General features: G+C 64.2%; 24 protein-coding genes. 13 read left to right on the forward strand and 11 right to left on the reverse strand.

Annotated features, from left to right (window positions below):
* The first annotated feature begins 9 nt into the window (after positions 1–9).
* The 8 genes from ACE3OA_RS09470 (at position 10) to ACE3OA_RS09505 (ending at position 8,508) form a co-directional block, all read left to right on the forward strand.
* Positions 10–1,797 (forward strand): acyl-CoA dehydrogenase C-terminal domain-containing protein, encoded by a 1,788-nt coding sequence (locus ACE3OA_RS09470; RefSeq protein WP_374310343.1) that lies wholly within the window; start codon positions 10–12, stop codon positions 1,795–1,797.
* A gap of 255 nt (positions 1,798–2,052) precedes the next feature.
* Positions 2,053–2,841 (forward strand): hypothetical protein, encoded by a 789-nt coding sequence (locus ACE3OA_RS09475; protein ID WP_374310345.1) that lies wholly within the window; start codon positions 2,053–2,055, stop codon positions 2,839–2,841.
* Positions 2,842–2,927: 86 nt separating this feature from the next.
* Complete coding sequence (locus tag ACE3OA_RS09480; RefSeq protein ID WP_374310347.1) at positions 2,928–3,740, forward strand: ABC transporter permease; 813 nt, start codon at positions 2,928–2,930, stop codon at positions 3,738–3,740.
* Complete coding sequence (locus ACE3OA_RS09485) at positions 3,737–4,543, forward strand: ABC transporter permease (protein WP_374310349.1); 807 nt, start codon at positions 3,737–3,739, stop codon at positions 4,541–4,543. Before ACE3OA_RS09480 ends, ACE3OA_RS09485 begins: the two co-directional genes overlap by 4 nt.
* 222 nt (positions 4,544–4,765) lie before the next feature.
* Positions 4,766–5,263: a GNAT family N-acetyltransferase gene (locus tag ACE3OA_RS09490; RefSeq protein ID WP_374310351.1), complete on the forward strand. Its 498-nt coding sequence runs from the start codon at positions 4,766–4,768 to the stop codon at positions 5,261–5,263.
* Positions 5,264–5,385: 122 nt separating this feature from the next.
* Positions 5,386–6,579 (forward strand): aspartate aminotransferase family protein, encoded by a 1,194-nt coding sequence (locus tag ACE3OA_RS09495; RefSeq protein ID WP_374310353.1) that lies wholly within the window; start codon positions 5,386–5,388, stop codon positions 6,577–6,579.
* Positions 6,580–6,596: 17 nt separating this feature from the next.
* Positions 6,597–7,520 carry an ornithine carbamoyltransferase gene (gene argF, locus ACE3OA_RS09500; protein WP_374310355.1) on the forward strand — a complete coding sequence of 308 codons (924 nt, stop codon included), beginning with the start codon at positions 6,597–6,599 and terminating at the stop codon, positions 7,518–7,520.
* Positions 7,477–8,508 (forward strand): Hsp33 family molecular chaperone HslO, encoded by a 1,032-nt coding sequence (locus ACE3OA_RS09505; RefSeq protein ID WP_374310357.1) that lies wholly within the window; start codon positions 7,477–7,479, stop codon positions 8,506–8,508. Before argF ends, ACE3OA_RS09505 begins: the two co-directional genes overlap by 44 nt.
* Before the next feature lie 4 nt (positions 8,509–8,512).
* Here the strand turns inward: ACE3OA_RS09505 and ACE3OA_RS09510 are convergent, their stop codons facing one another.
* Positions 8,513–10,345 carry a sensor histidine kinase gene (locus ACE3OA_RS09510; protein WP_374310359.1) on the reverse strand — a complete coding sequence of 611 codons (1,833 nt, stop codon included), beginning with the start codon at positions 10,343–10,345 and terminating at the stop codon, positions 8,513–8,515.
* 157 nt (positions 10,346–10,502) lie between these two features.
* Positions 10,503–11,030, reverse strand: coding sequence for a hypothetical protein (locus ACE3OA_RS09515; protein WP_374310361.1), 528 nt, complete (start codon positions 11,028–11,030; stop codon positions 10,503–10,505).
* A 210-nt stretch (positions 11,031–11,240) separates the two neighbouring features.
* On the opposite strand from ACE3OA_RS09515, the gene ACE3OA_RS09520 reads away from it, so the two are divergent.
* Entirely contained in the window at positions 11,241–11,837 is a 597-nt protein-coding gene (locus tag ACE3OA_RS09520; protein ID WP_374310363.1) for a hypothetical protein, read from the forward strand.
* A gap of 14 nt (positions 11,838–11,851) precedes the next feature.
* On the forward strand, positions 11,852–12,148 hold the full coding sequence (locus tag ACE3OA_RS09525; protein ID WP_374310365.1) for a 4a-hydroxytetrahydrobiopterin dehydratase: 297 nt from the start codon (positions 11,852–11,854) through the stop codon (positions 12,146–12,148).
* Here ACE3OA_RS09525 and ACE3OA_RS09530 read toward each other — a convergent pair.
* Complete coding sequence (locus ACE3OA_RS09530) at positions 12,145–12,666, reverse strand: PAS domain-containing protein (RefSeq protein ID WP_374310367.1); 522 nt, start codon at positions 12,664–12,666, stop codon at positions 12,145–12,147. The genes ACE3OA_RS09525 and ACE3OA_RS09530 overlap by 4 nt on opposite strands.
* 142 nt (positions 12,667–12,808) lie before the next feature.
* On the opposite strand from ACE3OA_RS09530, the gene ACE3OA_RS09535 reads away from it, so the two are divergent.
* A complete protein-coding gene (locus ACE3OA_RS09535) occupies positions 12,809–13,297 on the forward strand; it encodes an ASCH domain-containing protein (RefSeq protein WP_374310369.1) in 489 nt (162 codons plus the stop codon).
* Here ACE3OA_RS09535 and ACE3OA_RS09540 read toward each other — a convergent pair.
* The 3 genes from ACE3OA_RS09540 to cobA form a co-directional block, all read right to left on the reverse strand.
* Positions 13,294–14,496: an MFS transporter gene (locus ACE3OA_RS09540; protein WP_374310371.1), complete on the reverse strand. Its 1,203-nt coding sequence runs from the start codon at positions 14,494–14,496 to the stop codon at positions 13,294–13,296. The genes ACE3OA_RS09535 and ACE3OA_RS09540 overlap by 4 nt on opposite strands.
* A 159-nt stretch (positions 14,497–14,655) precedes the next feature.
* Positions 14,656–15,981 (reverse strand): cobyrinate a,c-diamide synthase, encoded by a 1,326-nt coding sequence (locus tag ACE3OA_RS09545; protein ID WP_374310373.1) that lies wholly within the window; start codon positions 15,979–15,981, stop codon positions 14,656–14,658.
* Between the two features lie 6 nt (positions 15,982–15,987).
* Positions 15,988–16,827, reverse strand: a complete 840-nt coding sequence (cobA, locus tag ACE3OA_RS09550) for a uroporphyrinogen-III C-methyltransferase (protein WP_374310375.1) — start codon at positions 16,825–16,827, stop codon at positions 15,988–15,990.
* Positions 16,828–16,896: 69 nt separating this feature from the next.
* On the opposite strand from cobA, the gene ACE3OA_RS09555 reads away from it, so the two are divergent.
* The gene (locus ACE3OA_RS09555) at positions 16,897–18,021 is read left to right on the forward strand and encodes a cobalt-precorrin-5B (C(1))-methyltransferase (protein WP_374310377.1); all 1,125 of its coding nucleotides are present in this window, start codon (positions 16,897–16,899) and stop codon (positions 18,019–18,021) included.
* Here the strand turns inward: ACE3OA_RS09555 and ACE3OA_RS09560 are convergent.
* From ACE3OA_RS09560 to ACE3OA_RS09575, 4 genes are read right to left on the reverse strand one after another with little or no spacing between them, the layout of a single operon-like run.
* Positions 18,018–19,253, reverse strand: a complete 1,236-nt coding sequence (locus ACE3OA_RS09560; RefSeq protein ID WP_374310379.1) for an MFS transporter — start codon at positions 19,251–19,253, stop codon at positions 18,018–18,020. The genes ACE3OA_RS09555 and ACE3OA_RS09560 overlap by 4 nt on opposite strands.
* A gap of 4 nt (positions 19,254–19,257) precedes the next feature.
* Entirely contained in the window at positions 19,258–20,016 is a 759-nt protein-coding gene (cobM, locus tag ACE3OA_RS09565; protein WP_374310381.1) for a precorrin-4 C(11)-methyltransferase, read from the reverse strand.
* 7 nt (positions 20,017–20,023) lie between these two features.
* The gene (locus ACE3OA_RS09570; RefSeq protein ID WP_374310384.1) at positions 20,024–20,419 is read right to left on the reverse strand and encodes a cobalamin biosynthesis protein; all 396 of its coding nucleotides are present in this window, start codon (positions 20,417–20,419) and stop codon (positions 20,024–20,026) included.
* A gap of 9 nt (positions 20,420–20,428) precedes the next feature.
* Entirely contained in the window at positions 20,429–20,824 is a 396-nt protein-coding gene (locus ACE3OA_RS09575) for a GFA family protein (RefSeq protein ID WP_374310386.1), read from the reverse strand.
* A gap of 104 nt (positions 20,825–20,928) precedes the next feature.
* On the opposite strand from ACE3OA_RS09575, the gene cbiB reads away from it, so the two are divergent.
* Positions 20,929–21,897 carry an adenosylcobinamide-phosphate synthase CbiB gene (gene cbiB / locus ACE3OA_RS09580; RefSeq protein WP_374310389.1) on the forward strand — a complete coding sequence of 323 codons (969 nt, stop codon included), beginning with the start codon at positions 20,929–20,931 and terminating at the stop codon, positions 21,895–21,897.
* On the opposite strand, the gene ACE3OA_RS09585 is transcribed toward cbiB, so the two are convergent.
* Positions 21,890–23,350, reverse strand: a complete 1,461-nt coding sequence (locus ACE3OA_RS09585; RefSeq protein ID WP_374310391.1) for a cobyric acid synthase — start codon at positions 23,348–23,350, stop codon at positions 21,890–21,892. The two genes, cbiB and ACE3OA_RS09585, sit on opposite strands and share 8 nt — an antisense overlap.
* Positions 23,351–23,396: the final 46 nt, after the last annotated feature.

The raw sequence follows: 23,396 nt of genomic DNA on the forward strand, positions 1-23,396 counted from the left end.
AAAAACGCCATGCCCGCCTATAAAGCCCCCTTGCGCGATATCCAGTTCGTGCTCAACGAAGTGCTGCAGTTCGAGAACCTGGCCCAGCAGATTCCCGATTTTTCGGAAGCGACGCCGGATCTGGTGACGACCATCCTCGAGGAAGCCGGCAAGTTCTGCGAGGAGGTGCTGCAACCGCTCAACCATTCGGGCGACGAGGAAGGCTGCCATTACGAGAACGGCAACGTCACCACCCCCAAAGGCTTCAAGGAAGCCTACCGGACCTTTATCGAAGGCGGCTGGACCGGCCTCCCCTGCGATCCGGCATATGGCGGTCAGGGCTTGCCCAAGCTGGTCAATTTCGCGGTCGAGGAGATGATCTGCTCGGCCAATCTCTCCTTCGGCATGTATCCCGGCCTCTCCAACGGCAATTATAACGCCATCCATGCCCACGGCTCCGACGAACAGAAGGCGCTTTACCTGCCCAAGCTTGTCGATGGCACCTGGACCGGTACGATGTGCCTGACCGAACCGCATTGCGGCACGGATCTGGGCCTGTGCAAGACGCGGGCGGAAGCGAATGCCGACGGATCCTACAGGCTTTACGGCACCAAGATCTTCATCTCGGCGGGTGAGCATGACTTGGCCGAGAACATCATCCATCTGGTGCTGGCGCGGCTGCCCGATGCGCCCGCCGGCATCCGCGGCATCTCGCTTTTCGTCTGCCCGAAATTCCTGCCGGATGCGAACGGGAAGCCGGGCGCCCGCAACCCGGTCGTCTGCGGTTCGATCGAAAAGAAGATGGGCATCAAGGCGTCGTCGACCTGCGTCATGAATTTCGACGGCGCGCAAGGCTGGCTGGTCGGGCGGCTCCACAAGGGCATGTCGGCCATGTTCACCATGATGAACACGGCGCGCCTAGCGGTCGGCATGCAAGGGTTAGGGATAGCGGAAGCTGCCTATCAGGGTGCTGTCACCTATGCCCGCGACCGGCTGCAGATGCGCGCCCTGACCGGCACCAAATTCCCGGACAAGCCGGCCGACCCCATCATCGTGCATCCGGACGTGCGCCGCATGCTGCTGACCATGCGCGCTTTCAACGAAGGCTGCCGGGCTCTTGCCTATTGGGTCGGGCGCGAGCTCGATGTTTCACTGCATCACCCCGACCCGGACAAGCGGCAGGAGGCCGACGATCTGGTGGCGCTGCTCACCCCCGTGGTCAAGGCGTTCCTGACTGACCATGGCTTCAACGCCGCCAATCTCGGCGTGCAGATTTATGGCGGCCACGGCTATATCCGGGAATGGGGCATGGAGCAGCTGGTGCGCGATGCGCGCATCACGCAGATCTATGAAGGCACCAACGGCATCCAGGCGCTCGACCTGGTCGGGCGCAAGCTGCCGACCGGGACCGGACGGCTTGCGCGCCGTTTCTTCCATCCGGTGAGCGATTATATCGAACAGGCCAGCGAAAAGCCTGAAATGGCGGAATTCGTCCTGCCGCTGGCCAAGGCCTTTGCCAAGCTGCAACAGGCCACGGCCTGGATAGCGCAGGCGGGTCTCGCCAACCCCAATGAGGCCGGCGCCGCCGCCACCGACTACCAACGCCTCTTCGCGCTGGTGGCACTGGGCTATATGTGGTGCCGCATGGTCGAGGTGGCACTGGCAAAATCGACCGAGGACAGCGATGGTTTCTATGCCGCCAAGGTCACGACGGCGCGCTTCTATTTCGCGCGCCTGTTGCCGGAATCAAATTCGCTCTTCACGACCTTGATGGCGGGATCCGACTCCTTGATGGCGATGCCGGCAGAAGCATTCTGATGAAACGCGACTGCCACAATGCTTAACGGATTTTAAGACACTTCGCGTGTTACGCGGCTTTGCAAGCCCGTTCTGAATCCCCGGTTGCAATTCGGAGATTTTGATCACAGGCATTTCACAGCTGCGAGATTCTTCTCACAACGGAACTGTCGCATTTTCCGGGCATTCTGACCGCATTGGCGACGCCGAGTCGGAGGCGACCTATCCATCTCCGAAGACTTAAGGCGCTTCGCTCCCACGGGACGGGAAGCTCATATGTGGCACTTTGCGACGACGGCCGCAGGGAAGACCTGCGCCGCAGCGGCGGTGGTGTTCGGCCTTGCGACGGCGGGGACCTGCCTTGCGGCACAGCCCGCTTCAGCCGGCATGGATGAGGCTTCGCTGGGTTACCGCCTCGGCATCACCCTCACCCAGTTCAAGAACATGAAATTGCCCTTCAAGGGCCTGCCGAAGGGCGCCACGGTGAAATGCGGCGACGATCCGGAGTTGCGCAACCGCATGGTCGGCTACATCGCCCGTGACGAGGCCCGCTATGAGAGTGTCGGCATCCTTACTTGCCGCGTGGTGGCGCCTGATCCGGCCAACCTTTCCTGGTGGCGTCCGGTCGAATTCGAGATCAATGGCGTAAAGGCACGCCTGCGCTTCGACTTTATGGAAGTGGCGGCGCAGGGTGACGACGATGCCGAGATCACCTCGGCCAGTTTCGACGATACCGGCTTCTCCGACGCGCTTTATGGCGGCAACGCGCTTGAGGCCGGGGGCAGCCAATATGCCCTGGTGGCAGCGCGCCTCTCGCCGGTGCGGGCCAAGGACGGCTACAAGCTGTTGGCAGGCCTCAGCGAGCGCTTAGGCGATTCGACCGTCAAGCGCGACCAGGTCGAAGTTGCCCCGGGCATTTCCTTCAAGATGGATGTCCCCACCTGGCAGCGCGGCAACATGACCGTCGCCGCCTGGGACCCGTCGGAGCTTGGACATTATGACCTGGTCTTCACCATGACCAGCGCCCGCGACAAGATGCAGGCCAAGCTCAACGATATCCAATAGAGTCGGGGATATCCAATAGGATCGGGGCGGGGTTGCGCCAAAAGCGATTGCAGGTGGCATGACGGGGCCGTAACGTCGCGCCCATCATGACACCTACACATTTTTCCCAAGATTTGGCGCCCCGCCGCTACGGCACCGTCAACTGGATCGGCCTCTACACCCTCTACCGCAAGGAAGTGCGCCGTTTCCTCACGGTCGGCACGCAGACCGTGCTAGCGCCGATGGTCACCACCTTGCTGTTCCTGGCCGTCTTCGTGCTGGCGATGGGGCATGCGGTCGACCTGGTCGGCGGGGTTCCCTATATGGAATTCCTTGCCCCCGGCCTCATCATGATGGCGATGACCCAGAACGCCTTCGCCAACACCTCCTCCTCGCTGATGATCGCCAAGATCCAGGGCAACATCGTCGACCTGCTGATGCCGCCGCTCTCGGCGCTGGAGATCACGATGGCCCTGGCGCTGGGTGGACTCACCCGCGGCCTCGTCGTCGGCGCCGCGACGGCGGCGGCCATCGCCCTTTTCGTACCGCTGCACCTCGCCCATGTCGGTGCGATGCTGTTCTATGCGGTGATGGCCAGCCTGATGCTGGCGCAGCTTGGCATCATCGCCGGAATCTATGCCGAGAAATTCGACCATATGGCGGCTGTCACCAACTTCGTCATCACGCCCTTGGCTTTCCTGTCCGGCACCTTCTATTCGACCGAGCGCCTGCCCGATTTCGGCCGCCTGCTCGCGCATCTCAACCCGTTCTTCTACATGATCGACGGTTTCCGCTATGGCCTCATCGGCCATGCCGACGGGTCGCTATGGCTGGGCGCACTCGCCCTCATCGGGGTCAACATGGCCTTGCTTATCGCCAATTACCTCAGCTTCCAGCATGGCAGCCGGTTGCGGGCATGAGCATCAGCCCAACCTTCGGCCGCCTGCGCCGCTTCGGGCCGGTCAATTGGCTGGGCCTGTTCACGCTGACCCGGCGCGAGGCCAGCCGCGGCCTCAAGGACTATAACTACCAGATCCTGGGACCGGTCGTTTCCAGCCTCCTTTATCTCGCCGTCTTCCATCTGGCGTTGCGCACCACCGGCACCGATGCCAGCAATGCCGACCTGCTCAACTTCATCGCCCCCGGCCTCATCATCTTCGTTGCCTGCGAGAAGGCGTTCGAATGCGCCTGCGGGTCCTTCATCTTCGACAAGCATGAGCGCGTCATGGCCGATCTGCTCATGGCGCCACTCTCGGCAGTCGAGCGGGTCTTCGGCTATCTCGGCGGCGCCTGCCTCGCCGGACTTATGGTCGGGGCCGCGGTCGCCATCGTCACCCTGCTCTTTGCCGAACTGACGCTGGTCCATGCCGGCGCGCTGCTCTTCTTCGCCTTGATGGGAACAATGCTGCACGGTCTCATCGGCATCCTGGTCGGCATCTGGGCGGAAAAATGGGACAGCTTCGCCGCCGTCCATACCTTCCTGCTGCTGCCGCTGTCATTCCTCTCCGGCCTCTTCTACCGGATCGACAGCCTGCCCGCCTTGGGGCAACAGCTCGTGCGACTCAATCCGGTTTTCTACATCATCGACGGCTTCCGCTTCGGCATGACCGGGACCGGCGCTGCCGACCCGTGGATTGGCGCAGTCATCCTGCTGGCCGTCAATTTCGGCCTGTTCTGCCTCGCCTTTGCCTGGTTCCAGCGCGGCTATCGCCTCAAACCCTGACCTTGACCTCATGCGGCGGCCTTTCTAGTATCCCGGCCATGTTCACGCGTCTTTCAATCGCTGCCGGTCGACGTCGATTCTGCACCCAGGTGCGGTGCGGATGGCTTTTGGCACGAACGGAAAGACCCGCCGGGAAATAGATCCCAGCTTCCTTCGTCAGATCATCCCCTGCCCACCATCAAGGTCGGCGGGGTTTTTTGTGTTTCACGCGGAGCCAATCGAATGACCAGCGATCCACCCATCGAGTTGCGGCCCATTGAGTTACGGCCCATCAAGTTGCGGCCGGCCATAGCGCAGGAGGCGGCGGCCATCGCTGCCATCGTCGACGCCGCCTATGCCAAATGGGTGCCGGTGATCGGCCGCAAGCCGCTGCCCATGCAGACCGATTACGCCAAGGCCGTATTGGAGCATCATTTCGATGTCGCCTCCGAAGACGGCCGCATCGTCGGCCTGATCGAAACCATGCTGCGCGACGATCACCTCTGGATCGAGAACGTGGCCGTCATGCCCGAGGCCCAGGGGCGGGGTATCGGCCGGCTGCTCCTGGACCATGCCGAGGAAAAGGCCCTGGCGCTTGGCCGTTCCGAGCTGCGCCTCCTCACCAACGGCGCCTTCGCGGACAATGTCGCCCTCTACCGGAAACGCGGCTATGCCGTGGATCGGGAAGAAGAATTCATGAAGGGAACAACCATCTATATGAGCAAGAAACTGCTGCGATGAGGGGGCTTTGCCCCCATGGATTGCCTTCGATTGACGCCTGCGGTTGACAGCGGGGGAGCATCTCCCGATAGTCGCCGCTTTCCGGCCCGAAACGGGCCTTTTTCGACCCGCCAGAGGCCAGAATGACCGCCCAGAAGCCCAGCAGCCTGATGCAGACCTATGCCCGTTCCGAGCTCGCTTTCGAGCGTGGGGAAGGGGCCTATCTCTTCACGGCCGACGGGCGACGCTTCCTCGATTTTGCCAGCGGCATCGCCGTCACGGCCCTGGGGCACAGCCATCCGCATCTGGTGAATGCGCTGATCGAACAGGGCAAGAAGCTGTGGCACACCTCGAACCTCTATCAGGTGCCAGGGCAGATCAAGCTGGCCGAGCGCCTGACCAAGGCCACTTTTGCCGACCAGGTCTTCTTCGCCAATTCCGGCGTTGAGGCGATCGAATGCGGCCTGAAGCTCATCCGCAAATATCAGGACGATTTCGGCGACCCCGCGCGCTACCGCGTCATCGGCTTTGAAGGGTCGTTCCACGGCCGCACCCTGTCGACGCTGGCCGCCGCCGGCAATGAGAAGTACCTCAAGGGCTATGCCCCGGTGGTGGATGGATTCGACCATTGCGCCTTCAACAACCTCAACGAGGTGCGCGCCAAGATCGGGCCGGAAACGGCTGCCATCATGATCGAACCGGTGCAGGGCGAAGGCGGCATGCGTGCCGCCGACATCGAATTCCTGCAAGGCCTGCGCAAGGTCTGCGACGAATTCGGCCTGCTGCTGATGTTCGACGAGGTGCAATCGGGCGTCGGGCGCACCGGTAAGTTCTTTGCCCATGAATGGGCCGGGGTGACACCGGACATCGTCGCCACGGCCAAGGGCATCGGTGGCGGCTTCCCGCTGGGCGCTTGCCTTGCCACCAATAAGGTGGCGGCGGCCTTCGGCCCCGGTGCCCATGGCACCACCTTCGGCGGCAATCCGCTGGCCATGGCGATCGGCAATGCCGTGCTCGACATCGTCCTCGATGGCGGCCTGCTGGATCACGTCAATAAGGTCAGCGCCCATCTCGACGCGCGCATCGACGATCTGCTGCGACGGTTCCCCGGCGCGTTCGAGAGCAAGCGCGGCAAAGGATTGATGCGCGGCCTCAAATGCGCAAGCGGTGTCGTCAATACGGAGATGGTGGAGCAGTTGCGCGGTGCCGGTCTTCTGACCGTGGGCGCCGGCGACAATGTGATCCGCCTGTTGCCGCCGCTCATCATCACCGCCGCCGAGATTGATTCCGCCATCGACATGCTGGCCGCCGTCGCGGCCCAAGCCAAAGCGTCTTGAACAAGGACAGCCTGACAATGACGACTCATACGCCTAAGCATTTCCTCGACCTTGATGTCATGTCCGCAGCCGACCTGCGGCGCATCATCGAGACCTCGAAAGCCGTGAAGGCCAAGAACTTTCCGGGCGGCAATGACAAGCCCTTTGCCGGCAAGAAGCTTGCCATGATCTTTGAAAAGCCATCGACCCGCACCCGAGTCTCCTTCGAGATCGGCATGAAATCTCTGGGCGGCGAGGTGGTCGTGCTGGAACGCGAAAGCTCGCAGCTCGGCCGCGGCGAGACCGTGGCCGACACGGCGCGCGTTCTCTCCCGCTATGTCGATTGCATCATGGTCCGGACGACCAAGGAACAGAAGCTGATGGAACTGGCGGAATACGCCACCGTGCCCGTCATCAACGGCCTCACCGACCGCACGCATCCCTGCCAGCTGATGGCCGACATCATGACTTTCGAGGAGCATCGCGGCCCCATCCAGGGCAAGCGCGTCACCTGGTCGGGCGACGGCAACAACATGGCGACCAGCTGGATTCATGCTGCCGTGCGCTTCGATTTCGAGCTCAACATCGCCTGCCCCGCTAACCTTGCCCCGCCGCGCGACGTCATCAATTGGGCACATGAGCAAGGCGGCAAGGTGAAGATTTCCGATAACCCCAAGGAAGCCGTGAAGGGCGCCGATTGTGTCGTCACCGATACCTGGGTTTCCATGGGCGATGCCGATGCCTTCGACCGGACCGAGCAGCTGCGCCGCTTCCAGGTCGACGAGGCCTTGATGAAACAGGCCAAGCCAGATGCCATCTTCATGCATTGCCTGCCGGCGCATCGCGGCGACGAAATGACCGCGGCGGTCATCGACGGGCCGCAATCGGTGGTCTGGGACGAGGCGGAAAATCGCCTGCATGCCCAGCAGGGGATTCTTTATTGGTGCCTCGGCCTGCTTTAATATGACCGGCATGGAAGCGGCCAGCACCACCCCACCCACCAGCGATTTCGTTCAACCGTTCCAGATCGAGGGGCATGGCGTCCGCGGCCGCCTGGTGCGCCTCGACCGGGTGGCGAGCGAGATCATCGAGAAGCACGCCTATCCGGAAGCCGTGGCGCATCTCCTTTCGGAGATGATGGCGCTGGCGGCCATCCTGGCTGCAACCCTCAAATATGAGGGCGTCTTCACCCTGCAGGCCAAGGGCAATGGCGCCATCCGCCTGATGGTGGCCGATGTCACCTCCGGCGGCCATGTGCGCGGCTATGCCCAGTTCGACGCGGCCGCGGTGGCGGCGATCCCCAGCGCCTCGGCCAATCTGATGCGCCTTACCGGCGGTGGCTATCTGGCCTTCACCGTCGACCAGGGCGAACATGCCGAGCGCTATCAGGGCATCGTCGAGCTGGAAGGGTCGAGCCTGGTCGATTGCATCCATCACTATTTCCAGCAATCCGAACAGCTGCAGGCGGCGTTCAAGCTGGCGGTCGAGCATCACGCCGATGGCTGGCGGGCAGGCGCCATCATGCTGCAGCGCCTGCCGGCCCAGGGCGGCGGACAGGGCAGCGGCTGGACGCCGGACGGCTCGTCGCCGCATGATTGGCACGGGCGCAACGAAAACAATTTCGATTCCGGCACCGAAGAGGCCGAGGATGCCTGGCGCCGCGCGGTGGTGCTGATGGCCAGCGCCCAGGACAAGGAATTGCTGGGCCCGGAAACCGGCATCAACGACCTGCTCTATCGCCTGTTCCATGAAGACGGCGTGCGCGTCTTCACCGGGCACGATCTGAAGGCACAATGCCGCTGTTCCCGCGGGCGCGTCGAGAATGTGCTGAAATCACTGGCGCCGGACGAACTCCACGACCTCGCCATCGATGGCGATCTGGTCGTGACCTGTGAATTCTGCAACAGCGAGTACCGCTTCGCCCTGACCGACATCGTGCCGGCCGGCTGAAGGATCAATCGGCCGGAATGGTCAGCGGGTCGATCGCGGGGCGCGGCACGTCCGGCGGCGGAAAGCGCAACCGGATCGTGGTGCCGCGGCCGACTTCGCTCTCGACGCCGATCGAGCCGCGGTGCATTTCAACCAGACTCTGCACGATCCATAGACCGAGGCCCAGCCCCTCTTCCTTGCTCGCCACCATCGGGTCACCGCGCGAGAAGCGATCGAAGATGCGCGGCAGGACTTCCGGCGTGATGCCCGGCCCTTGATCGGCCACTGCAATGGCGAGGCCGCCATCGTCCTGACGGTCGAGCGTTATCAGCACCGTTGTGCCGCGGCCGGAGAATTTCACCGCATTGGTCAGCAGATTGTTGAGGATCTGCAGCGCCGCACGATGATCGACCAGCCAGGGCGGCAGGTTCGACCTGGCTTCCAGCTGCAGGTTGATGCGCTTGGCATTGGCGGCCGGCTGTACCAGCGAGATCGCCTCGCGGGCGAGGGTCGTGGCGTCGTGCGGCTCCTCCTCCAGTTCGATCTGGCCGCTTTCGATCTTGGCGGTGTCGAACAACTGGTCAATGAGCTTGAACAGCAGGGTTCCGCTGTCGCTGATATGCTTCACGCATTCCAGATGCCTCTCATTTTCCAGCTTGCCGCCGATGCCGAGCTTCATCATGTCGGAAAAGCCGATGATGGCGTTCAACGGTGTCCGCAATTCGTGGCTCATATTCGCCAGGAACTGCGACTTCGCCCGGTTGGCATATTCAGCGGCATCCCGGGCCTGGGTGAGATCGATGATATGCCGGCGGAACATGTCGGCCGATTGCTTGGCTGCCGCCGCAAGGGCACGCTCGCGCTTGATCTCGTGCCGCGCCAGCAGGAAAAGCAATGCGCAAAGGAGCGAGAAGCAGAGCCCGCCGATGAGCACGGCATGGGCGAGGTTGCGGTTGGGACCGCCCTGGAAATCCGGCGCCACCGTCCAGCTGAGCTGCCATTCGGCATCGGCAAAGACCAGGCGCGACGTCAGCACGCGCGGGGCGTCGCCTTGCCACAGGGCGGGAGAGCTGACCGCATCACCCGGCAAGGGGCGGTAGGTCACCGGATAGAGCTCGCCCTGGATCATGGCCCGGTGCGCCACCGCCAATTGCAGGCCGGCCGGAACCTTGCCGGCGACGAAGCCGGCAAGAATTTGTTCGAGGTCGAGCGGCGCCAGCAGCAGCGGCGGGTGATCGCCACCATGGAGCGCCACGGCGAGCGCAAAGCGCGGTCCGATCATGTCGTTGAAGACGGGCTTGGGCGACAGCAGCAATCGCTGCGGCTGCTCTGCCACCTTCGCCGCCGCCACCGCAAGTCCCGGCCATTTCGCCGCGTCGCCATAGGCGGCGCCGTATCGCGCAAGCCCCGTGGCAAAGGGCATGTGATAGACGCCCGATCGATCCGCCTCGAGATAGGCGATGGCGATGTCGCTGGGTGCGGTATCGCTTGGCGCCAGGGCGGCGATGGCGCGGTTGAACTCCTCGGCGGTGACGCTCTCCGATCCCAGAAACAGGCCCGTGATGGCGCGCAAGGGCGGCTGCGTCGCGCGCAGCGCATCGGTGAAGGCGGTGTCGAGCCGCTCCGTCTGGTTCTGCGCCAGTTCGCGCCAGGCATCATCGGCCCGGCGCAGCAGTTCGCTATAGACGACATAGGTCGCGAGCGAGCCAATCAGAAGCATGATCAGCGGGACGGCGATCAACAACGGGGAGGCCGTGCCACGCGATGCTTTGACGAAGGGTCCGGTGCCGCCGCCGGAACTCTGCGGACTTCCGGCCATCACGGCGACAGCACGGTCGCTTTCAGCGGCGGCGGGCACGGCAGACCTCACGCGAAAGTCGGTCGCTGCAACCAGAAACCGCACATGTGTCACGGTGGGACATGTGGCGATGATGTGCCTGCGGCCTCGATGCCGCAAGGTTAATTGATTGCTAAGGCCCTAGGAACATTGGCTTATCTATCACTCGGGGTGATCTTCAATGAAGCGCCACCGACGGCATGGCGTGATACACGCGAGGCGCTACGTGCGCATCCTGTGCGGGTGCGAGCCGCAGACCCTTTTGCGCCAGGAGCTGTGCGAAGGTGATCAGCGGCTGAAAGGCGATGCGCGCGGCGGCCGGCGGCAACCAGTCGCGCAAGGCGGTGTAGACGGCAAAGGTATTGCCCGCCTGCGCCATCATCAGCGCACGCTGGAATATCCGCTCGTCCGGGCTGACATAGCGGCATTTCAGGCAGCGAATGTCGATCTGCCGGCTGGCGGAACCGGCAACGATACTGAAGAAGGCATCGAGCGCATTTTCCGCCGGTAGCAGATCGAATTTGGCGAGGGTGTCGCCGTTCACCATCGCGAAAGGCTGATCGAGTTTCAGCGCCGTCACCCAGGCACGCGCTGCCCAGATGGAGAATTGGACGGCAAAGGGCAGTTGGTCGAGCGTCGCCCCGTGCTCCCCTTCGGAGCTCTCGACCGTCGGGTCGTCAGTGCAGTGATTGTCGTTGGCCGCCATGTGCAAACCCTTTTGCGCGAATTGTGCTTGGACCTGAACCCTAGTGGGAGGAGTTCATATTTGCAAATGATTTGCATTTGCATAATTAGATCAACCCTTGCAGGGCATTTGCTAGGCTGGCAGGTTTCCGGGACGGAGCCAGGGAACGCACCGCCGCCGAGGCGGTTGCACCCGGATCCACGTCATGGATTTCAATGAGTTACCCGCCACATGAACCCGCATAAGCCGATCGCCCGCCTCGTTCTGGCGCTGTTCCTGCCCCTGTTGCTTAGCGCCTGCGACACGCCGCCGGACCGGCAGCGTTTCCCGGAAATCACCTTCCAGCATCTGCCGCCCATCAACCTCGACGTGGCGCAGATCGAGATCACGAGCGATTACCGCAGTACCGAACATGCCGACGACAATGCCGCCGAATATCCGGAAGCGCCGGAGCAGCTCGCCGCCGATTGGGCGCGCGACCGCCTGAAGGCCGTCGGCAGCCGTGGCCAGGCCAATTATACCGTGGTCGAGGCGCGCGCTGTCCGCGTGCCCCTGCCGCGCTCGTCTGGCCTTAATGCGGCGCTGAAGACCGAGCAATCGGACCGCTATGACCTTTCCATCACCGTGCGGCTGGAAGCCGGCAATCCGCTTTCGGGGAAATCGGGCACCGTGACCGAAACCGTCACGCGCTCGCAGACCGTGCCGGAGAACATGACGCTCAACCAGCGCGAGGCCGTTCTCTTCAATCTGCTGGACACGGCGATGAAGGACCTCAATGCGCGGCTCGAAGCGAGCATTCCGCAATATCTCGGACCCCTGGTCCGATAAGAGAGGTATGGAAGATGATCGCCAAGCTCACTGATCCGGAACGCGCCGCGGCCCTGGACAACCTGCCGTCCTGGCAGCTGGTCGACGGCAAGGACGCCATTCACCGCAGCTTCCGCTTCAAGAATTTCATCGAGGCCTGGGGTTTCATGAACCAGGTGGCGCTGCTGGCGGAAGCACAGGATCACCATCCCGAATGGTCGAATGTCTATAACCGGGTCGAAATCACGCTGACGACGCATGACTGCAAGGGATTGAGTGCCCGCGATGTGAAGCTCGCCCAGGCCATCGACGCCTTGGCACCGGCGCGCTAACGGGTCTTGTCCCGCGGCAGGTCGTGGTGCGAGAAGAGGAAGTCCTCGATCGAGAGGCAACGATCGATCCGCATGCCATCTGTCGAAAGCGGAAACATCGCGATTTCGCTGGACCCGTTCATCTCGCCGGCAAGCGGCCAGGAATCGAGCCCGTAATGCGGCTGGCCAGTCGCCACCAATTGCCGGTAAGCGCGTGAATAGCGGCCCGTAACGTCCCAGCGATTGTCGTCAAGATAGGTGCCGGTAAAGTCGATGCGGTTGAACTCGACCACCTTGGTGCCGACCAGCCGATAGCGTATGCGATGGGGTTCTTCGATTTCCGACAAGACGATGTTGGGCAGCAACTCCTTGATCTCGGCCGGATCGATGTCGCCGCGCAGCGGCCAGGGCCGTCCGCCGCAGCGATCGCGCCAATAGGCGGACAGGCGCCGGATGCGACCCGACGTGATGAATGCGTCGCTCGTGGTAAATTCGGGGAAGGCGCCGGTCGCCGCTCCCCCGTTGCGTTGCTCGCTCATGTCCCCCGCGCTTTCCGGCATCGGCCGAACCTGTGCCGGCACAATAGCACAAGGCGGCCGGGTCCCGCGCCTTGACCGTCGCGCTGCCGCTATGGCCTGCTGGGTCCGACGGAATTCCCAACCGATTCATGGGTCGCAAGCAATGGACGGCGAAAGCCAGCAAAAATCGGCCTTAGAGGCCTTCTGGGCGGAAGCCCGAGCGGCGGTGCCGGCCCTGCCCGCCGACATCGCCACCGATATTTGGTTCTTCGGCGATAGTGCGGCGCTCTCGCAATCCTTGGCCGATCTGGTGCTGAAGGGCCCCAAGCGCGCGACCACAGGCTTGGTCGCCGAAATGGCAGCCGAGGGCTTGCCCCTGCCGCGGCAAGGCGGCCTCAGCCTGGTGACCGATTTCCATGGCCGACCGCTGATGGTGCTGCGTTCCACCCGTGTCGAGATCATGCCGTTCAGCAAGGTCGACGCCGCTTTCGCCGCGGCCGAGGGTGAAGGAGATGGCAGCCTGGCCTATTGGCAGGGAGCTCATGAGAGCTATTTCAAGCGCAGCTGCGCGCGCCTCGGCCTCGACTGGCACCGGGACATGGAGGTCGTCTGCGAACGCTTCGAACTGGTCTATCCGCCGGTTGCCACCTAGAGGCTGCGCGGCAGCTTCAAGGCGAGGAGCCCGCAGAAGAGCGCAAAGCTGGCATTGACCAGGAACACCACCGGCAACGGAAAGAAGCTGAGCAGCACCGCGAAGACCGCCGGCGGAATGAGGGCCGCGGCATCGCGATAGATGCTGAAGACCATGGTCATCTGCGGCCGTTCCCAGCCGCGCACCGCGCGCAGGAAGGTAACGACGCAGACGGAATCGAGCGAGACGGCACCCACCGCGGAGAGAATCAGCATGGTGCTGGCCAGATCCGGCCGGTCGCTGAACCAGACGACTGAGAAGGTCGCCGCCGATACCCAGAGGAATCCGCCGCTGATGAAGCGCCGCAGGCCAATGCGCCGCCCCATCCAGCCGAGAAACAGGCTGACGAAAAGAAGCGCAGTGCAGGAAGCGATGAGATCGCCAGCCTCGACCGCGGGCTTTCCGGCCTGGACCAGATAGATCGGTGCATAGGTGAAGAGCGTTACCCACCACATCTCGCGGCCGAAATTGAGGATCCAGGCAAGCGTCAGGCGCTTCTGGGTGAAATAGCGCCGGATGTTGCGCAAGGGTGCAAAGCCCCCCTGGCTGATGACAGGAGATGGCGCCTGCAGATTGAGCGCCCGGAAATAGATGAAGAGGATGATCGCCGCGATGATCGACACGGCAAACGGCAGCAGCGGCGAAATCTCGTAGAAGCGGATGCCGAGGAAGGGCCCGCCGACCCAGGCCGTCGCCGAGAAGAAGGTGCGCAACGGTTCCGATTTAGCGAGATCCCGCTTTTCGATGAAGCCGGCGATATAGATGTTGAGGAGGCCGAGGAGCCCCGCTGCGGCCATCGCCCGCATCATCCAGCCGAGACCGAAGCCGGTGATGGTCTGCGAGGCCATGAGCAGGGACGCAACGCCCAACATACCGATCGCCAGCAGATAGCTCGCCCGCGGGCGCCAGCGATGGATGATGCCGGGCAGGACCAGCGCCATGCAGACGCCGGCGATACCCACCACCGTCACCGCGACGCTGACATTGCGCGCAGAACCGAGGAGGCGCAGCGCCTCCAGCGGAATGACCGGGGCAATGATCGCCCGGGCGATCGAATCGAGTGTGAAGAGGACGGCAAACAGCACCGGGCCCGGACGCGTGACGGAAGCGTACCAGGGACGATCGGCCCCGGCAGTCAGGGGAGTGGCGGCGATACTCATGGTCGCGGGCGGTCGCTTCGGCAGGGTCTGTTGCAGATAACCCTGTCATCATAGCGATCGGCCACGCCGACGCGACGCACGCCTTTGCATAGCCGCTATCCGTTCGCCGCCGGGCCGGTGTTCGCGGCGCAGCAGAAGTTTACCTTCCGCTAACCATCATCACGCGTCGAGCGTCCGGTCGATGAGATGCATGAAGGATCCCATGACGCTGCCCACGCGCTTGCCCACGACGCCGAGGTCGCGGCCGCGCGAATCCGCCGCCTGGAACAGGGCGTCGCCCACACCTTCACTGACGATGCTGGCATAGTGGAATTCGTGCCCGCGAAAGACAGTACCGGCCGCACCGAAGGGTGCCGCCGCCAGCAGCTTCGCCTGGCGATAGCCGAGATGCAGCTTGCGCTGGGCAAAACTGGTTTCTACCGGCAAAAGATCGGCCATGGCATGACGGGTCCCCGCCGCATCGACGATGCCGCGACCCAGCACCATATAGCCGCCGCATTCGCCATAGACCGGGACACCGCGCGCCGCGGCGGCTCGCAGGGCATCCATGAAGCGCCGGTTGCCGGCGAGGCGGCCGGCATGAAGCTCCGGATAGCCGCCTGGCAGAAAGATCGCGTCAGCATCCTTGTGCGGCGCTTCGTCGGCCAGCGGCGAAAAGGGAAGAATCTCGGCGCCCGCTGCCGCCCAGGCTTCGCGCTGGAAGGAATAGGAGAAGGCAAAGGCTGCATCGTCGGCGATGGCGATGCGCTGGCCGAGCGGCGGGATGAGCGGTTCAAGCGGCACAGCTGGTGCGGTGATCGGTCCGGCCGCCGCCATGATGGCATCGAGGTCGAAACTTTCAGCAAAGCTCGCTCTTGCGGTGGCATAGAACTGCGCCAGGCCCTTATGCTCGCGCGCCTGCACCAGCCCCAGATGCCGTTCCGGTACCTTCAGCGCATCGACCCGCGGCAGATAGCCCAGCACCTTGATCCCGGCGGCCTTTGCCGCCTCTGCCAGGATCTCACGGTGCACCGATCCACCGACATGGTTGAAGACGACGCCGGCGAATTTGAGGCGCGGATCATGGCGCGTCAGCCCTTCAAGAACGGCGCCGGCCGTCGCTCCCTGCCCCTTGGCATTCACCACCAGCAAGATCGGCAGATCGAGTTTGCGCGCAAGCTGCGCGCAGGAACCGTTGTTGCGGCCATCGAGGCCCGGAATACCGTCGAAGAGGCCCATGACGCCTTCGACGATGACAAGCGCGCCCCGTGTCGCCTGCCTTGCCAGCAGGGCATCGAGCGATGTTGCGCGCATGCTCCAGATATCAAGATTGAAGCAGGGCAGCCCCGTCGCCGCGGCATGGAATTCGGGATCGATATAGTCGGGGCCGGCCTTGCAGCTGGCGACCGCGACACCCTTGGCCTTGAGCAGGGCAAGGAGACTGAGCGTGGTGATCGTCTTGCCGCTGCCCGATGACGGTGCGGCGATGATGAGGCCGCGGGCCAATTCGTGTCAGCCCGTCTGCCCGCGCTGGCGCTGGCCGAGCGGATCGGGAATGAGGCGCTTGCCGCCGATGGCACCCAGCCAATCCATCGCCGCGCGCAGCTTCACCACTTCGCCGACCACGACCATGGCCGGCGGCTCGATGCCGGCTTCGGCGACATCCTGGGCGGCGCGCGACAAGCTCGTTTCCAGGACGCGCTGTTCCGCCGTCGTCGCCTTGGCGATGATCGCCACCGGTTCATGCGCCCCGCGCCCACCGGCGATCAGGCGCTCGGCAATGCGTTCGATATGTTTCAGCGCCATATAGAGCACGATCACCGGCGCACCCTTGGCAAGCGACGCCCAGTCAACCGAGTCTGGAATTTCGCCAGTTGCGTCATGGCCGGTGACGAAAGCCACCGCCGAATTGCAATCGCGATGCGTGACGGGGATGCCGGCATAGGCAAGGCCGCCGATGCCGGCGGAAATGCCCGGCACGATGCGGAAGGGAATGCCGGAATCGACCAGGGTCAAGGCTTCCTCGCCACCCCGGCCGAAGACGAAGGGATCGCCGCCCTTGAGACGCAACACGCGCTTCCCCTCCCGCGCCAGCTGGACGAGGCGCAGCGAGATATCCGGCTGCTTGGCCGAGGGCTTGCCGCCGCGCTTGCCGGCATATTCCAGAACGGCGCCGGGACGGGCGAGATCGAGGATCGATTTGTCGACCAGCGCGTCATAGACGATGACGTCCGCCGTGCTCAGGCCCTTGACGGCGAGCAGGGTCAGAAGGCCCGGGTCGCCGGGACCGGCGCCGGTCAACCAGACCCAGCCCGGTTCCAGGTCGGGCAATGTCGCAAATAGCTTATTCATGGCGGATAAATTAGCGCAGGATCGCGGCGACACTAGCCAGCAAAAGACATCGGCCCATAAAATAGCGTCATGACCGGTAAAAATTCGACAGAAGGCGGCAATCCACGCCGCCCAGAGGGCGCCTTGCGGCGGGGCTGGACCACAGGCTGTTGTGCCACCGCAGCTACAAAAGCGGCATTTTCAGCCCTTTTGAGCGGAAATTTCGCCGATTCCGTCACCATTACCCTGCCGAAGGGTGAAAAACCGACCTTTCCGCTGCTGGAACCGGCCTTGGGTGTCGATTTTGCCGAGGTCGGCATCATAAAGGACGCAGGTGACGACCCGGATGTGACCCATGGCGCCCATATCCGGGCCCATGTGCGGCGCCTGGCGCCCGGCAGCGGCACGGTTTTCAAGGCCGGAGAGGGTGTCGGCCTGGTGACCAAGGCGGGCCTGCCGATTCCCCCCGGCGAGCCGGCCATCAACCCCGCCCCCCGCGCCATGATCGCGGGCGTGCTGGCGGAAGTGGCGGCGGAACACGGGACCCATCCGGATGCGGAAGTCACCATCAGCGTCATCGGCGGGGCCGAGATCGCCAAACAGACCTGGAATCCGCGCCTCGGCATCGTCGGCGGCATTTCCATCCTGGGCACCACCGGGATCGTGCATCCCTTTTCCTGCGCTGCCTGGATCGCCTCGATCCATCGCGGCATCGACGTCATCCGCGCTGCCGGCCTCACCCATGCGGCCGCCTGCACCGGTTCGACCACGGAAGCCTCGGTCGGGAAGCGCCATGGCCTGCCCGATTTCGCCTTCATCGACATGGGCGACTTCGCCGGCGGTGCTCTGAAATATCTGCGCCATCACCCGGTCCCGCGCCTGACGCTTGCCGGCGGCTTTGCCAAGATGGCCAAGCTCGCCGAAGGGCATCTCGATCTCCATTCCGGCCGCAGCCAGGTCGATCTTTCGCGCCTGGCCGAGCGCGCCACCGCCCTGGGTGGCGACGCATCGTTGGCGCAAGCGATCCGCGCCGGCAATACGGCGATGGAGGTTTTGGAGCTTTGCACCAAGGCCTGCATCCCCATCGGCCAAGACATCGCGAAGTCGGCGCAGGTCGTGGCGTTGAAGGAATCCGACCACCAAATCGAAATCGAACTCCTGGTCTATGACCGCAAGGGCAATCTGGTCGGCGAAGCGGCGTTCACGCGCGGCTAGACATTGCGCAGCCGGCGCACCGCCGAAAAGAATGCCACCACGGGTGCGAAGGCATAGCCGGTGACGGCGATCCACAGGATCGTGTTGAGGCCCAGCGTCTCGGCAAGCGCGCCGGCGAGGAAGATGGCGAAGGGCATCGAGCCGTCATTGATGAGGCGGATGGTGGCGCCGGTGCGTGCAAGGAATTCGGGCGGCACGCGGCGCTGGCGCAAGGTCCGCTCGACTACGGCGAAATAGCCGGTGCTGCCGTCGCTCAGAATCTGCTGCGCAACGAGAAGGCCGATCATCAGTATGGGCGAGGCGCCGAGGAAGAGGCCGGCCAGCGGCACGCAGGCCAGACCCAATGTCTTCAGAGCAAAGGCGACGATCAATCCCGGGCCGGCCGGGAAGCGCGCGGTGAGGGTGGGTGCAAGCGCCGCACCAATGAGGCTGGCGACACCGCCGGCCGCAATGACGAGGCCCAGCGTGCCGGGCGAAAGCTTCAGTTCACCCACCAGATAGAGCACGTAGAAGGGTCCGATCATGCCGCTGAAGAAGGCGCGGATGAAACGCGCCCAGAGCAGCGGCCGCAGGATGTCGTCATGCCCCATCAGGCGCAGGCCAGCGCGGATTTCCTGCAGGATGCTGACCTCGGCGCGCGGTGCCGGTGGCGGTTCCGGGGATTTGATGCCGAGCAGGCAGAGACCCGAAAAGAGATAGCTCACCGCATCGAAGAGGATGGTGAGCGGTCCGCCGAATGCCTGCACCATCAGACCGCCCAAGGGCGGACCGACGATCTCGGTGGTGGCGAGGCTTGCTTCCTTGGTGGCATTGGCTTTGAGGATTTCGTCACGCCTGACCAGACCGGGCAGATAGGCCTGGTCGGCAATATCGAAGGCAAGGGTCAGGCTGGCGACGATGAAGGAGATGATGCAGAGCTGCACCATGCCGAGATGGCCGGTGAAGGCGGCGATCGGCACCGAGAGCAGCAGCAGGAACCGCGCGAAATCGGCCGCGATCATGCTGGGCCGCCGGCGCACGCGGTCGAGGAAAGCGCCGGCATGAAGTGCCATCAGCAAGGCCGGCAAGGCTGCCGCGATGCCAAGATAGGTCATCGCCATGGGCCCGGCGCCCAGCACCAGCACGGCGGTCAGCGGCAGGGCCTCGCGCGCGAGTTTCGACCCCAATTGCGAGACGGTGAGCGCCGCCATCAGGCGGCGGAAGTCCAGATGGCGCCAGATGGTAGGCGCCACGCCTTCATTCATGGCGATAAAGGTGCTGGTGCGTGGCGTTGTAGAGCTGGCTGTCGTTGAATTGCGCCGCACCGAAGACGCGGCCGACAAAGATCAGCGCCGTGCGGGCGATATCGGTGCCATCGAGTTTCCGGGCGATATCGTCAAGACGCCCGCGGATGACGGCCTCGTCCGGCCAGGAAGCGCGATAGATCACAATCACGGGACAATCGGCACCGTAATGGGGGGTCAGTTCCGCAACCACCTTGGCAATGCTCTTGACCGAGAGATGCAGCGCCAAAGTGGCGCCGGCCTGGCCCAATGTCGCCAGATCCTCGCGCGGCGGCATCGGCGAGGACGATCCCTGCACGCGGGTCAGGATGATGGACTGGCTGATGCCGGGCAAGGTGAGCTCGGTCTTCAGCAAGGCAGCAGCGGCGGCGAAGGCAGGGACGCCGGGAATGACGTCGTAGGGAATGCCGAGCGCATCGAGCCTGCGCATCTGTTCGCCGATGGCGCCATAGATGGATGGATCGCCGGAATGCACCCGTGCCACATCCTCGCCCCGCGCATGGGCCTGCTCCATCTCCGCCACGATCTCGTCGAGATGAAGGGGGGCCGTATCGATGACGCGGGCACCTTCCCGCGCCAACTCGACGATGCCGCGCGGCACCAGCGAACCCGCATAGAGCACCACAGGCGCCTGTTCGATGAGACGCCGGCCCTTGACGGTGATGAGGTCGGGATCGCCGGGACCGGCGCCGATGAAATGCACGATGCTCATGGCGCCTTTATCCTCCAAGGCCACCGCGTCTTGCAATGGCACAGGTGACGCGGGCACCGACGATTTTCGGCAGGATGAGTTCGGCTATTGGCCCAGCCGCGGCCAGCGCTGCCGCCTCAGCGACGCCATGACAGCCCAATTGCCGGAAGACCGTCTCAGACGGGTTCTTGAGGCGTGGCGTTTCCGCTTCGAGGTCGGCCGCGCTGAAATAGCGCACCGAGACGCCCAGGCGCTGGCCGAGATCGGCGACCAAGCCGCTTGCCTCCTTGCTGTCGATGGTGGCGATGAGAGCGATGTCCGTGGGCGCGATGCCGGCAGCACGGCAGCCTTGTTCGGCCAAGGCGAAGATATCCGCGAATGTCGCGGCACTTTCATGACCGATGCCCATGAAGAAAGATGGCATGGCGGTCGCTCAATCCCCCGGATGGCGCGGCAGGCCGTCGGCCAGTTCCAGCCACGGGACCCTCTCGGCCGTGTGCCAATGCGCTTCCGGCACCAGATCCTCGGGGCGGTCGAACACGCCGATATGAAGATGAATTTCGTCGGGATATTTCTCCGCCTGATAGCTGAGCGGCGTGCCGCAATGCGGGCAGAATTTCCGCGTAACGCCGGGCGAGGAGGCGAAAGTGGCTGGTTCCGCCTTGGTCCAGCGGAAATGGCCGGCGACCGGAAAGGCCGCAAAGCTCGCGATGGCGCCGCCCGTCTGCCGCCGGCAGGAGAAGCAATGGCAGTGGAAGACCGAGCGTGGCGCCCCCTCGACCGAGAAACGCACGGCACCACAGAGACAACCGCCTTCATGCCGATCCATGCCTACCTCCCGATCCCCGGACAATCATTTCCTGGCGCATTTACGGTCATTGATGGCGCCGGCGCACTTGACGTCAAAGGCACAATGCGCAGGATCGCCCTATCATGCCCGACCTTCTGCATCCAGTCGCCCTTGTCGTCGCGATCCTGGCCGACGCCGCCTTCGGCGAACCCGGCTGGCTCTATCGCCGCATGGCCCATCCGATCGTCCTTATCGGTTCTGTCATCGCATGGGCCGACCGAAGGTTCAATCGCGACAGCGACACGGGTGCCGCCCGCCGGCGCGCCGGCAGGCTGGTCTGCGCCACCTTGACTCTCCTTGCCTTGTTGCTCGGTTGGGGCATCCAATCGCTGCTCCTCAGCCTGCCCGGCGGCCCGCTCTGGCTGGGTCTCCTGATGTCGACCCTCATTGCCCAGCACAGCCTCTACACCCATGTCGGCGACGTCGCCAAAGCGATGGAACTGTCCGGGGTCGAAGGTGGGCGGATCGCGGTTGCGCGCATCGTCGGCCGCGACCCGGAGGCGCTCGACGGTGCCGGCATCGCGCGCGCCGCCATTGAGAGCCTTGCCGAGAATTTCTCGGACGGCATCGTGGCGCCGATCTTGTGGGGCCTCGTCTTGGGGCTGCCCGGCATGCTGGCCTACAAGGTCATCAATACGATGGACAGCATGATCGGCCACAAGACGCCGCGGCACCTCGATTTCGGGCGGGCGGCGGCCAAGCTCGACGATCTCGTCAACCTGCCGGCCTCGCGCCTGTCGGCTCTCCTTATCATTCTGGCGAGCCTCACCCGGCGCGGCGCGGATGCTGGCGGCGCCATCCGCGCTGTCCGCCGGGATGCGCGGCGCCATAAATCGCCCAATGCCGGCTGGCCGGAAGCGGCGCTGGCCGGGGCGCTTGGCTTCGCCATCGCCGGCCCCCGCCGCTATCATGGCGTACTTGTCGCCGACCCCTGGATGAATGATGGCGGCCGCTGGCAATTGACTGCCGCCGATATCCGCGCCTCGCTCAGCCTCTATTGGCGCGCCTGCGCCGTGCTGGGTGCTGGCGTACTCATCGCCTCGCTCAGCTGACTCCGGCGATCCGCAGCATCCGGTCGAGATCCGCATATCGCTCGAGATGCGCGGCGAGATCGTCGAGAGCCTGCTCGACACCGGCCTCGTAGGCGACGCCACTGGTCACGCGCTGGCGCAAGCCGTTGAGGAAAGCGTGGCGGAAATCGTCGGCGGCAAAGAGGCCGTGCACATAGCAGCCCATGACGCGCCCGTCGGCAGAGATGGCGCCGTCGGGCCGGTTGCCGATATCGAGGAAGGCGCGCCTGCAATCGGGCCCGTCGCTGACACCGACATGCATCTCATAGCCGGTGATATCCAGGCCTGAGATCCGCGCCCGCGCGGTGACTTCCACCAGATGCTTGTCGCCGGTCAATGTGGTGACGATGTCAAGAAGACCCAAGCCGTCGATACCGCCCTTGGGCCCTTCGATGCCGCCCGGATCCTCGACGCGGCGGCCCAGCATCTGGTAACCGCCACAAACGCCCAGGACCGCGCCGCCGCGCCGATGATGGGCGCGGATGTCGATATCCCAGCCGGCGTCGTAGAGCGCCTTCAAATCGGCGATGGTGGCCTTGGAGCCCGGCAGCAGGATGAGGTCGGCATCGCCGGGCAGCGCCGTGCCGGGACGGACCAGTTCGACGCTCACATCCGGCTCGGCCCGCAAGGGATCGAGATCGTCGAAGTTCGAGATGCGCGGCAATTGCGGCACGACGATCTTGATCGGCGCGGCCTTGGGCCGGTAGCTGGAAAGCGCCACGGCATCCTCCGGCGGCAGGCGCTCGGCGCCGGCAAACCAGGGGACGAGGCCCAGCGGCGCCAGGCCTGTCTTCTCGGCGATGAGCCGCATGCCGCTTTCGAACAGCACCGGATCGCCCCGGAACTTGTTGATGAGGAAACCCTTGATGCGCGCGCCCTCGTCCGGCGACAGCAATTGCACCGTCCCGTAGATGCTGGCGATGACCCCGCCCCGGTCGATATCGCCGACCAGCACGACCGGCACATCGGCCACTGCGGCAAAGCCCATATTGGCAATATCGCCATCGCGCAGGTTTATTTCGGCCGGCGATCCCGCACCTTCGACCAGCACGAGATCCGCTTCCGCGGCAAGGCGCTGGTAGCTCTCAAGCACATGCGCCATCAGCTGCGGCTTCAAGCGATGATAATCCTGCGCCTTGGCAGTGCCGAAGATCCGTCCCTGGACGATGACCTGGGATCCCACATCGCTTTGCGGCTTGAGGAGCACCGGGTTCATATGCACCGAAAGGGGCGTGCGCGCCGCCCGCGCCTGCAGCGCCTGAGCGCGCCCGATCTCGCCGCCATCGGCGGTCACGGCGGCATTGTTCGACATGTTCTGCGGCTTGAACGGCCGCACCGTGAGGCCGCGATTGGCATAGGCGCGCGCCAACCCCGCCACGATCAGCGACTTGCCGACATCAGAGCCGGTGCCCTGGAACATGAGAGCGGGCGTCATGCGTACCGTCGACCCAGCGGGTTCGCCCCCCTCCCGTCCTCCCCCC

The organism is Dongia sp., from assembly GCF_041906375.1.
Taxonomy (GTDB): domain Bacteria; phylum Pseudomonadota; class Alphaproteobacteria; order Dongiales; family Dongiaceae; genus Dongia.